We start from the raw sequence: 12,105 nt of genomic DNA, 5'->3' as shown, positions 1-12,105 counted from the left end.
TGATAAGAAAGAAATTATAGGAGTAATTTAATGAAACAATATAATCCAACGTCTCAAAGTGAAATAAAATATGATTATAATTATTTAACTACAATTATAAATCAAATTAGTCATGATTCAGTCTTTGTTGAAAGGAACTATTATCCAGGAAAACTCGGCGCAATTTATAGTAAAGACAAAACTGAATTCAAATTATGGGCTCCAACCGCATCTCAAGTTGAAATTTTAATTTATGATGGTCATTATGGTGTATTAAAAGAAAATATCGTAATGGCGCGGTCTAACGATGATAAGATATTTACCCATACAATTGAAGGGGATAATCATGGTCTAACGTATCGTTACCGGTTAATATTTTTTGATGGAAGAGTAAATACGTCAAATGATCCATATGCGAGAGCTGTGACTGTCAATGGCCAACGCTCAGTTGTTGTTGATTTGGACAGAACGAATCCTGATAACTGGGGGGAGAGAATGCCCGAGATGGATGATATTAGTAAAGCAGTGATTTATGAACTGCATTTGCGCGACTTCACAGTAGACTCGGATAGCGGTGTCACTCATAAAGGAAAATTTCTTGGGGCTATTGAAGAGAATGCAACGAATCCCAACGGCTCATCAACTGGTATCGACTACTTAAAAGAATTAGGTGTGACTCATGTGGAGTTTTTACCTTTATTTGATTACCAAACCGTAGATGAGACCGTCGAAAAGCCACGCGAATATAATTGGGGTTACGACCCACAAAATTATGGTGCACCAGAGGGATCTTATTCAACCAATCCTTATGATCCATTTACACGAATTAAAGAAATGAAACAAATGATACAAGCCTTTCATGATGCGGGCTTGCGAGTGATTATGGATGTTGTTTATAATCACGTATATGAAGTGGACAACCATAGTTTTCATCTCACTGTACCGGGTTACTTTTTCCGATATAATGACGTTGGACAGTTTACGAATGGAACGGGTGTCGGAAACGATACAGCTTCAGAACGTTATATGATGCGCAAGTACATTGTTGACAGTGTATCTTATTGGGCTAAAGAATATCATATCGATGGTTTCCGGTTTGACTTAATGGGAATCCATGACACAACCACTATGAATACCGTGCGAAAAGCATTGGATGAAATTGATCCAAGTATCTTACTTTTCGGTGAGGGCTGGGATTTATACACACCCTTAAGTGAAAATATGGTAGCCAATCATAATAATGCAGTATTAATGCCAAGAGTCGGGCAATTTAACGATGGCTTAAGAGAAGCATTAAAAGGAAATGACTTCGAAGCAACCGCTCGAGGCTTTATTAATGGAGCTTGGCATATGGAACAACAAGTTGCTCAAAATGTCTTGGCCGGTGTTGACTTTGGTTCATACAACGATCCTCAACAAGTGATACAATATGTTGAAGCGCATGACAACTTCACCTTGTATGATAAATTAAGAGCAGCGGATCCGAATTTAGATGAGAACACTATTACGAAACGCCATGAATTAGCGACGACAATTATTCTGTTATCACAAGGAATACCTTTCATTCATGCGGGACAGGAGTTTCTCAGAACGAAAAATGGTATCCGAGATAGCTACAATAAACCAGATGCAATTAACAAACTTGATTGGTTAAGACAAGATGAGTATCGTGAGTCAGTCGAGTTAGTTAAAAATCTTATTAAATTAAGAAACCAAGAACCTTTATTCCATTTATCAACTTATGAAGAGATTAAAGAAAGAATTGAAGTAACTAGAGCAGATTACCAAATTGTTCAATTGACTTATAGAGGTGACGGTTATAAGCTGTTTGTAACATTCAATGCTCAAGGAAATATGTTAAATGTTCCAGTTAAAAAAGGTGAGTATATTAAAAAAGTGAATAATCGCCGCGTTTATCTAGATGATAACAATTTAACAGGCGAAATTGATAATGTACTTATCGATTCTTACACCACTTTAGTCTTAAAGAAATTCGACTAATCACTCATTTATAGAACAGACCACTACATTTGTTAGATATATCTATGCAAAAAATATAGTGGTTTTTTGTGCAGTATTTATGACTCATGAAGAATCGATAACGTCAGTTGTTATATCTTTTTACTAAAGAGTGTTCGTGTTTTTAAAAGAGATGGATTCGAAAGCGTAAGTAATTGAACTTTTTTAATATTATCACGAAATATACTGATACTATGGTATATTTTAAGTATTCATAAACATATTTTATGTGACAGTGGATAAAGATAATAACCAGGCGTTATATTGCTATTACAGAATTGTAGGCGATATCTTTAGAAAAGTATTTGTGAGTTATTCAAGAAAGGGGATAGATGATTCGATTCATTGATACAGAAGATGCGCAAAGCAATTAACAGAAAAGATAAGGGTGAAACCTTCAAAAAATGCAATAGTATTGGCGATGCCACGTGGTGGAGTACCATTAGGGCTGACAATAGCCGATGAATTTAATATTCCATTAGATGTCATCTTAGCCAAAAAGATAGGCCACCAAATGAACTCTGAATTTGCAATTGGAGCGATAGCAGAAGGTGGCGAACCACTTATGAATGACGATAAATATGTTATCCTAGTTGACAATGGAATAGCGACTAGGCATACAATGTTTGCGTCAATCGAGTCTGTCTGCTCTAAAAAACCATTAAGTAATAGTGCGGCGGTTCCGATTATTCCTGAAGACACATTTAAAGCTCTGGAAAAAGTCGAGGATAATATTTACTTCGTACAAATTCCAGAAGCATTTTTAGGCTCAGTTAGTGCCTACTATGATAACTTTCCGCAATTTGATGGTTATAATGTCCAACATTTACTAGTAAAAAAATAATCCGATTATTTAACGCGCACCCCCTTAAATTTAGGGAGGATTGTTTTTGTTTACAAACATTCCAATATATGTTAGATTGACCTGGAAACGATTTAATAAATAAAAAGGGAGGTACAAAGTTGGAAGATAATACAGTTCAGTTATTTAAAGATGCAATGGCAAATTACCCCTCAGGCGTTGTGATTGTTACGACGACAAATGATGAAGGACTCCCTGTGGGCATTGCTGCTAACTCTTTCACATCACTTTCGATAGACCCGCTATTAGTATTATGGTCAATCGGTAATAAGTCATCATCTTATGATATATTCAATCATAGCAAGCAATTTGCGGTTCATTTATTAGCTGGAAGCCAACTGGAACTTGTAAATACTTTTTCGCGCAAAGATATTGATCGCTTCGAACAGATTGAGTGGAGTTTATCAGAAAGTGGCTTACCTATTATTGAAGGCGCTTATGCGACGTTTGAATGCGATACCTTTGAAACAATAGTGGCGGGCGACCATGCGATTATTACTGGAAGCGTCAAGCACATCACAACAAATATTCAAAATCCATTGCTATACCACCAAAGAAGAGTCGGACCATTACCACTTACATTTCATGGAAATATATAGATAGACACCTCGAGTTGCTTAAAAGTTTCTCGAGTTTTTTTGTTTATATCTGAATTAATTGACTGAAATTAAATCGATTTACAATGTTGTTAATACTATATAGTTAAGGTTATCAGCTTAAATAAATAAAAATTATTTTGACAAATGGACTTCTATAAGATAAAGTAATATAGCTTTTAGAAAATAATTAAAAGGAGTATAAACATATAGGATAGCGCCAGGCCTTAAATATAAGGTGACGAGGATTGAACTTATCGAGATTTCGGCGGATGGTTCAAGGTAGTGTAATCTTTAGAGTTAATAAAAACCATTGTGTAAATATTGGTACAGAGATTAACTTACACACCTAAAAGCAAAATAATTAGGTGAAAAGAGGAAATAAATCAATGTGTGGAATTGTAGGATTTATTGGAGAAGGTAACGTACAAGAAGTTTTAATTGGTGGTTTAGAAAAATTAGAATACCGTGGATATGATTCAGCAGGAATTTTTGTTGTTGATAAAGAAGCCAATGGGCATCTATTTAAAGAAGAAGGTCGCATTGCGAAATTAAAAAGCGAAGTCAACTTTGATTTACAATCTGTAGTTGGAATTGGACATACACGTTGGGCTACTCATGGACCAGCAGCAACTTATAACGCTCATCCACATCGCTCAGCCAACCAACGATTTGTTCTTGTTCATAACGGTGTTATTGAGAATTATAAAGAGATTAAGGAAGAATATTTACAAGGTGTTGAATTATCTTCTGATACAGATACTGAAGTGGCGGTTGCTTTAATTGAATATTTTGTAGAAGCGGAAGAATTATCAACGAAAGAAGCCTTTAAAAAAGCTCTATCAGTGATCAAAGGTTCGTATGCTTTTGGTTTAGTAGATCAATTAGATCCAAACGTTCTTTATGCTGCTAAAAATAAAAGTCCTTTATTGATTGGTAAAGGTGATGGCTTCAATGTCATCGTCTCAGATGCGATGGCAGCCATTGAACATACAAATGAGTATATCGAAATTAAAGATAATGAAATGATCACAATTACTCAAGATAACGTAATCATCGAAGACGTTGAAGGTAATGTTATTGAGCGTGAGTCATATATTGCCGAATTAGATGCCAATGATTTAGAAAAAGGTGCTTATCCTTTCTATATGATTAAAGAAATCGATGAACAACCTGCAGTATTACGCCGTTTGGTTCAAGAATATCAAAATGATCAGCACGAGTTTGAAATCGATACAGATTTAACAGATGACTTGTTAAACAGTGACCGTGTGTACGTTATCGCTGCAGGTACAAGTTATAATGCGGGTTGGGCAAGTAAAGCCATCATGGAAAAAGTAGCTAAAATCCCAACTGAAGTACATTTAGCAAGTGAATTTGCTTACGATATTCCATTACTAAGCGAAAAACCGTTCTTTATCTTCTTAACTCAAAGTGGTGAGACGGCAGATAGTCGCCAGGCCTTAGTGAAAGTAAATGAATTAGGTCATCCATCATTAACAATTACAAATGTTAAAGGATCTACACTTTCACGTGAAGCAAGTCATACTTTACTACTTCATGCTGGGCCTGAAATTGCAGTTGCTTCAACAAAAGCTTATACTGCTCAAATTACAGTGATGGCAATTTTAGCGGATGCGCTTCGTGCATTAAAATCTGAAGAAGCATCGTTTGATATGGCTAAAGAAATTGGTCTAGCAGCTTCAGCAATGGAATCAATCTTATCAGAACGCGATGATATAAAAACTTGGGTTGACTCAAACTTAATGGAAACACGTAATGCTTTCTATATTGGACGTACTGCAGATTATTACGTAGCGATGGAAGCGGCTTTGAAATTAAAAGAAATTTCTTATATCCAAACTGAAGCATTTGCCTCAGGAGAATTAAAACATGGTACCATTGCTTTAATCGAAGAAGGTACACCAGTCATTGCTTTGATTAGTGGCGAACTAACTTCAGCTCATACTCGCGGTAATATCGAAGAAGTAAAAGCTCGTGGAGCGAATACGATGGTAATTTCAACACATGCTTTATCTAGAGAAGATGATCAATTCATTGTTTCTAACTTGAACGAGTTATTAGCACCGCTAGTTATGGTGGTTGTAACACAGATGATTGCATACTATACAGCCTTAGGTCGCGGTCTAGATGTGGATAAACCACGTAACCTTGCTAAAAGTGTAACAGTTGAATAAGCTTTATTTAAGTAAACCTTAATAATCATTGCTAAAGGCCAGTATAATAGGTACAATAAGAGACAGTGTGTAAAATATTGTATTGTACTGGAGATATGGAATTGGAAAAAGAAAAAAATGTTTTATTTAGTGAGATTACTGCAAACCCGGCACCTTTAGGGTTAATGGGCTTTGGTATGACAACAATACTGTTAAACATTCATAATGCAGGCTTCTTCCCGCTAGATTCAATGATCCTAGCTATGGGACTTTTTTATGGTGGCTTAGCACAAGTTGTTGCGGGTATTATGGAATTTAAGAAGAATAATACATTTGGAACGACAGCTTTCACTTCATACGGATTCTTTTGGATGGCTTTAGCAGCTCTGAACATCCTTCCAGAAATGGGATATGGAGTACCAGCTAATTCACTTTCAATGGCTGCATTTTTATTTATGTGGGGCTTCTTCACAGTGTTTATGTTTATCGCTACTTTACGCATCTCAAAAGCATTACAAGTAGTCTTTGGAACATTGACACTTTTATTCTTCTTATTGGCAATCGGTAACTTTACCGGATCGACTTTAATTTTAACAATCGCAGGTTATGAAGGAATTATTTGTGGATTTACTGCAATTTATGCAGCAATGGCACAAGTAATTAATGAAACATATGGTAAAGTGGTATTACCAATTGGCGAAGTACAATAAGTAATTAAGTTTATAATTGGGCTACTTTTGATCAGTAATTTACTGATTCAAGGTAGCCTTTTTCGCATTATTTCGAACAATATAATGAAAGGGCTTTCTCTAGACATCCTCATTCATTCATTATACACTTTGAACAGATAGTCACTTTGTCAATTTTAAAGGAGCATATTGTAATGAGACAATTAATTTCAGCTCTATGGTTTGATAAGGAAGCAGAAGAAGCATTTAATGGTGGTGAACACGTTGATTTTAACTCATCAATATCGATCATGGTTTCGATGGATACAGCTAAAGAAGTTGATGCTTTATATGCGAAGTTATCCGTCGGTGGTGTGGATCTAATGCCGTTAGATAGTTATCCTTATAGTGAACGTTATGCCTGGGTTCAAGACAAGTACGGTGTGACATGGCAAATTATGGTTGATGAAAATAGTGCGGTAAATCAAAAGCTCAAGATAAATTTATTATTTAGTGGTGAGAGTTGTGGTAAGGCAGAAGATGCTTTAAATTATTATCATGAAGTTTTTAACCAGTCAGAAATCGAAGCGGTATCTTATTATAATGAAGACGAAGCCGATGATCGCCACGCAAAAGTAAATTATAGTGAATTGTCTATTAATGGTCAAAAGTTAACATTGATGGATCATGGAATGGGCGGCGGCTTTAATTTCAATGAAGCTTATTCATTGATGATTCTGTGCGGTTCACAAGCGGAAGTCGATTATTACTGGGATAAACTATCCCATGATTCAGACTTCGAGCAATGTGGTTGGGTGAAAGACCAATTTGGTGTCCATTGGCAAATAATACCTGTGAGGTTATATGAACTGATGAAAAATGGTTCAGAAGAACAGAGGCGGGTCACACAAGCGATGTTAAATATGAAAAAACTCGATATTGAAGCATTAGAAAATGCAATGTATGAGTTGAGTTAAACAAAAGGCGATTTCCCAATTTGGGAAATCGCCTTTTGTTTGGTAGATTATTCACCGATAACAGTCACACGTACTTCGTCATCAATTTATTCTTTTTCGCCTGGTGTACCTTCGATTGAACCAAATGGCATTTGTGCAACCATTTCGTATGAAGCAGGCAAGTCTAATATTTCTTTAAATGATTTATCAAAGCCTTGTTCAAAACCAATATTCATATGTGGTAAGCTAGCTCCTAAGTTTAATTCAGCTAAAGCAACCCACATTGAGAATTGCATATTTGCATCGTTGTGATGTTTGTAAGTATCTGCACGAACAACTTCACCTAGACCAGCTTTAACTGCATCACGGTCTTCGAAGAATAAGATTGTACTCACTGCGCCTTTAGCACCTTCCATAAACGCTCAAGAACATATCCCACATAGTACCTTGCATAACATCTTTTTGAACATCTAAGATATGGTCCCAGAATTTAACGATATCTTCGCCAAATAATACAACTAGACGAGTTGTTTGGCTGTTACTTGCAGAAGGAATTTCTCTTGCTCCTTCGCGAATGCGACTAACAATTTCCTCTTTTGTTAAAAGTGTTTGAATCAAAGATATCAATATTCGAATGTTAAATGAAAATAATTAATTCGAATTCGACATAAAATCTAAAATTAGCTTATTATAGCTGTTTTGTTAACTTTATTTCATACGTTTCTAATTTTGAAAACTTACGCATAATTTTTTTGAATTGATTTTTTAGTATTATAATGAACGGATAATATTATATTTAAATAAAAAAATACTCCATTTCGGGAGTATTTCATTGTTATAAACTATTTAGGTTGGAAGTATAGAACAAAACTCCCTTTAAAGTAATTCACAAAATAATTTATGTGTTCATTATAATCAAAATTTTTTTCAGCATAAGTTACTGCACTGTTAACTGTTGGGAAATATTTTTCCACTAAAGTCATGCCAGGCATATAAGCTAGGTCACCAGGTTTGGGTGCAACAAATTCAGGTGTTTCTGGATCTTCTTCAGATCCGTTAGGGATAAGTAATACATCCCCGATTTGTAGGTTATTGTTAGTTAAATCATTTGCATATTTAATGGCTTCAACGGTAGTTCCAAATTGTTGTGCGATTTTGTATAAGTAATCTCCTGCTTGAACTGTGTAATAAGTTTCAGACGGAGTTTCTTCGTCGTCATCATTGTCTTCTTCAGAACCCTCAGGGATAAGTAAGACATCGCCAATTTGTAAGTTGTTGTTAGTTAAATCATTTGCTTGTTTAATGGCTTCAACGGTAGTTCCAAATTGTTGTGCGATTTTGTATAAGTAATCTCCTGCTTGAACTGTGTAGTAAGTTTCAGACGGTATTTCTTCGTCGTCATCAACTTCTTCAGATCCGTTAGGGATAATTAATACATCCCCGATTTGTAGGTTATTGTTAGTTAAATCATTTGCATATTTAATGGCTTCAACGGTAGTTCCAAATTGTTGTGCGATTTTGTATAAGTAATCTCCTGCTTGAACTATGTAATAAGTTTCAGACGGAGTTTCTTCGTCGTCATCATCATCTTCTTTAGAACCCTCAGGGATAATTAATACATCCCCGATTTGTAGGTTATTGTTAGTTAAATCGTTTGCTTCTTTTATGGCTTCTACAGTTGTACCGAATTGTTGTGCGATTTTGTATAAGTAATCTCCTGCTTGAACTGTGTAGTAAGTTTCAGACGGAGTTTCTTCGTCGTCATCATCATCTTCTTCAGAACCGTCAGGGATAAGTAATACATCCCCGATTTGTAGGTTATTGTTAGTTAAATCGTTTGCTTCTTTAATGGCTTCTACAGTTGTACCGAATTGTTGTGCGATTTTGTATAAGTAATCTCCTGCTTGAACTGTGTAGTAAGTTTCAGACGGAGTTTCTTCGTCATCATCAGCGTCTTCTTCAGATCCGTCAGGGATAAGTAAGACATCGCCAATTTGTAAGTTGTTGTTAGTTAAATCATTTGCATCTTTAATGGCTTCAACAGTTGTTCCAAATTGTTGTGCGATTTTGTATAAGTAATCTCCTGCTTGAACAGTGTAGTAAGTTTCAGATGGTGTTTCTTCGTTACCATTATCTTCATCGTCATCTTCAACAGAATCAGAAGGGATGAATAAGATATCTCCAATCTGTAAATTATTACTTACAAGATTGTTTGCTTCTATTAAATCTTCAGTTGTCATTCCAAAGCGATTTGCTATTTTATATAAGTAATCCCCAGGTTTAACTACATAATAATGACCATTTTCCGAACTAGGTTGCACCGTTTGAGTTTCATCAACCGTATTATCAGTCTTTTTATATGTCGTTTCTTGAGTTATTTCAGAAGAAGTTTCTTCTGCAGTCTTTTCCTCATTAGGAGATTGAACAATTAATTGATCTCCAATTTGTAAATCATTTGAGGATAAATTATTCCATTCAATCAATTCATCTACGGTCACATCGTATTGAGGAGCAATATTATATAAATACTCCCCAGCCTCAACAGTATGAGTTGCTTGTTGAGCCTGAACATCTATTGGACCAATGCCTAGTACTGCTACTACCGCCAGTGCGCTCATCGATGTTGTTAAAATTTTTCTTTCTAATTCCATTTCAATTGCTCCTTTTCTTAAAGCTTATTGTTACGTAAGTGTTACATTAATGTTAACTATAATACAGGACCATGTCAATTGATAAACACGAAAACTCTTACAATATTCTTAAACTTCTTAAATAATTCATAAATATTAACAAAAAATAGAATTTAAAGTGTATTTGCTGAGTGAAAAAGAATGATGAGCAATCTAATTTCCCATGTCACTGAACGGCGCGTCTTGTTAACCGTCCAATTTCCCGTGTCATTTGATGACCTGTTCCATTAACAAAAAAATCCCCATTGTCATTTCATGACAATGGGGGTATTCAAATCCTAGCCTAATGAATCAACTAACTCTTTTAGTGCTTGAGTAATTTCTTCAGGTAAGCTATCTTCAGGATTTTTTTTGTTGTAATTTTGAATGTAGTCTAAACGAACTTGCATTCTGTCTTTTAATAATTTTGTATATTCAGGATCATCGAATGGAACAGGGAACTTATCTAATGGAAGGAACTCGAAACTTTTAATTGATCCAAAGTTTTCAAACTCTGCTTTACCTTTAACAATTGCTTCGATAACTCCGAGCGAGTCTTCGGGAGTTACTTTTTCACCAAGGAATTCGCCTGTGTTGATGATATAGGCATCTACGCCGTCTTCAAATAATGACTTAAATTTGTCAAAATCTTCAACTAATGGATATGCCCGGAATGGATTTGCGTAAGGTTCAATAACTAATTGGTCTAAACTATCTGTTGTGTTCTCAGCACTTGTTCGTTTTGTAGCTAAAGTACAACCAAATGTTGATGCAAGTAGTGGATCCGTTATTTTGATTAAAGGTGGTAATGCGTCATCTTTCATAATCCAGTAGATAGCATTAATTGGATCTTCAATCTTATCAACCCGGTTAGGTGTCGAATATCTAGACTTCACAGTACGTCCATTCCCATTTCGAATATCTTCTGTGACAAGCACACGTTCATTATTTTCATTTAATGTAACTCCAACGTTTTGAACAGTGACAAAATAATCTTGTTCCACATGTCCAGTAGGGTAGTCACTTGTCTTATCAAAGTATGATGGCTCTAAAGCGACAGATGATCCGTCTTCAGTACTAATAATAAATGCATCGTCATGAAGGACTTCGATTTCGTATTTGTCGTCGTGTTTGGCATGAGTTAAAGTAGATTTCCCTGAACCAGACAGTCCAAAGAAAGAAGCAACATGATTTTCGATGTCTTTTGACTTAAATTTCTTTAAACCACCATGACAAGCCACGTAGTTATTACGATGAGCAGATGCCCAAGCCAGCGTTAACGTTCCTTTTTTAATTTCACCAAAGTAGTTCATACCTAAGATACAGGCAGCATTTTGATCTGCGTCAATATATGACAAGCCCAGAGGATAATCAGGATGAGTCCAATCAGGATCATAGAAGATATAAATATCATTCTCGTCATATTCCTTAGAATTTTGGTAACGATTTGCATACGACTCATTTAAAATTTGGAAGTTCATTAACCAAGAATACATATTATTACTTTCTTTTTCTGGCATTGTAATATGAGCGCGCACCATAAAGTCTTCATCCAAACCAACGATACCGGTCGTTTTTATAAAGGGTCTAAAGCCCGCATCGTAAATCGCCTCACGAACAATAGGGAAGAGTTCTTTATCTTCCTTTGAATCTAATCCCACGATTCGTCTGGCTTGTGCGGTTCTACCTACTGTAGCACCATCATTTATAAGTAAAATATTTGCGTCTTGCGGCAAATCTAATTCCTCAGCATGTTTAACCGTGGCATCTAATACAATTGTTTGCGGTGCATTTTTGGCCAATTCATACGCATCTTTGACAGAAGTAATTTCTCGTGTATTATTTGAATAAAAGGCAGTTTCAACGGTTGTCTTTAAAGAAGAGAAGTGCGGGTTACTTTTGCGAATAGTTTCAGTCGAGTGATTCCTAATAGTTCCCATAATTACCAACCTTTCAAATTTTATTTAAATAATATTGCTGACATAAAGAAACGTAAAATATTAAAACATTCCTATATAAATTTATTATATCCCTGTTCAAGTCTTTTGTTAAGCGTTTTCAACTATTTAATTAAAAAATCAGCTCTGACATAGAATTGTAAAAAGTTAAAACTATTTTGTTAAAAAGCTTTACATTTTCTAGATCCAATGTTATAGTATTAATTGTAGTATTATTAGTT

General features: G+C 35.3%; 9 protein-coding genes and 1 pseudogene. 6 read left to right on the top strand and 4 right to left on the bottom strand.

Features of this window, described 5'->3' with window-relative positions; genetic code table 11:
* Positions 1 to 30 precede the first annotated feature (30 nt).
* The 6 genes and pseudogenes from pulA to HW423_RS00480 all read left to right on the top strand — a co-directional run bounded on the left by pulA (position 31) and on the right by HW423_RS00480 (position 7,278).
* Positions 31 to 1,980, top strand: a complete 1,950-nt coding sequence (pulA, locus tag HW423_RS00505) for a type I pullulanase (RefSeq protein WP_218930005.1) — start codon at positions 31 to 33, stop codon at positions 1,978 to 1,980.
* 391 nt (positions 1,981 to 2,371) lie between these two features.
* Positions 2,372 to 2,842: pseudogene (locus tag HW423_RS00500) on the top strand (phosphoribosyltransferase family protein); the annotation flags it as partial.
* 119 nt (positions 2,843 to 2,961) lie between these two features.
* A complete protein-coding gene (locus tag HW423_RS00495) occupies positions 2,962 to 3,459 on the top strand; it encodes a flavin reductase family protein (protein ID WP_218930003.1) in 498 nt (165 codons plus the stop codon).
* 386 nt (positions 3,460 to 3,845) lie between these two features.
* Positions 3,846 to 5,654, top strand: a complete 1,809-nt coding sequence (gene glmS, locus HW423_RS00490) for a glutamine--fructose-6-phosphate transaminase (isomerizing) (protein ID WP_218930002.1) — start codon at positions 3,846 to 3,848, stop codon at positions 5,652 to 5,654.
* A 101-nt stretch (positions 5,655 to 5,755) separates the two neighbouring features.
* Complete coding sequence (locus HW423_RS00485) at positions 5,756 to 6,343, top strand: acetate uptake transporter (RefSeq protein WP_235956165.1); 588 nt, start codon at positions 5,756 to 5,758, stop codon at positions 6,341 to 6,343.
* 173 nt (positions 6,344 to 6,516) lie between these two features.
* Positions 6,517 to 7,278, top strand: a complete 762-nt coding sequence (locus HW423_RS00480) for a VOC family protein (RefSeq protein WP_218930000.1) — start codon at positions 6,517 to 6,519, stop codon at positions 7,276 to 7,278.
* An 86-nt stretch (positions 7,279 to 7,364) separates the two neighbouring features.
* On the opposite strand, the gene HW423_RS00475 is transcribed toward HW423_RS00480, so the two are convergent.
* The 4 genes from HW423_RS00475 to HW423_RS00460 form a co-directional block, all read right to left on the bottom strand.
* Entirely contained in the window at positions 7,365 to 7,652 is a 288-nt protein-coding gene (locus HW423_RS00475) for a nitroreductase family protein (RefSeq protein WP_218929999.1), read from the bottom strand.
* Between the two features lie 7 nt (positions 7,653 to 7,659).
* Positions 7,660 to 7,875 carry a nitroreductase family protein gene (locus tag HW423_RS00470; protein WP_218929998.1) on the bottom strand — a complete coding sequence of 72 codons (216 nt, stop codon included), beginning with the start codon at positions 7,873 to 7,875 and terminating at the stop codon, positions 7,660 to 7,662.
* Positions 7,876 to 8,099: 224 nt separating this feature from the next.
* Positions 8,100 to 9,908, bottom strand: a complete 1,809-nt coding sequence (locus tag HW423_RS00465) for a muramidase family protein (protein WP_218929997.1) — start codon at positions 9,906 to 9,908, stop codon at positions 8,100 to 8,102.
* Between the two features lie 317 nt (positions 9,909 to 10,225).
* The gene (locus HW423_RS00460) at positions 10,226 to 11,866 is read right to left on the bottom strand and encodes a phosphoenolpyruvate carboxykinase (ATP) (RefSeq protein WP_218929996.1); all 1,641 of its coding nucleotides are present in this window, start codon (positions 11,864 to 11,866) and stop codon (positions 10,226 to 10,228) included.
* Between the last annotated feature and the right edge of the window lie 239 nt (positions 11,867 to 12,105).

Origin of the sequence: Ruoffia halotolerans (assembly GCF_014049385.1) — a bacterium.
GTDB lineage: Bacteria > Bacillota > Bacilli > Lactobacillales > Aerococcaceae > Ruoffia > Ruoffia halotolerans.
The sequence above is the reverse complement of the archived record's forward strand: the minus strand, read 5'-3'. Positions and strand labels throughout refer to the sequence as shown.

What these genes read in the sequence shown, in the direction of transcription:
- pulA (WP_218930005.1), top strand. Translation starts at nt 31, where the DNA reads ATGAAACAATATAATCCAACGTCTCAAAGTGAAATAAAATATGATTAT.
- glmS (WP_218930002.1), top strand. Translation starts at nt 3,846, where the DNA reads ATGTGTGGAATTGTAGGATTTATTGGAGAAGGTAACGTACAAGAAGTT.
- HW423_RS00480 (WP_218930000.1), top strand. Translation starts at nt 6,517, where the DNA reads ATGAGACAATTAATTTCAGCTCTATGGTTTGATAAGGAAGCAGAAGAA.
- HW423_RS00460 (WP_218929996.1), bottom strand. Translation starts at nt 11,866, where the DNA reads ATGGGAACTATTAGGAATCACTCGACTGAAACTATTCGCAAAAGTAAC.
- HW423_RS00465 (WP_218929997.1), bottom strand. Translation starts at nt 9,908, where the DNA reads ATGGAATTAGAAAGAAAAATTTTAACAACATCGATGAGCGCACTGGCG.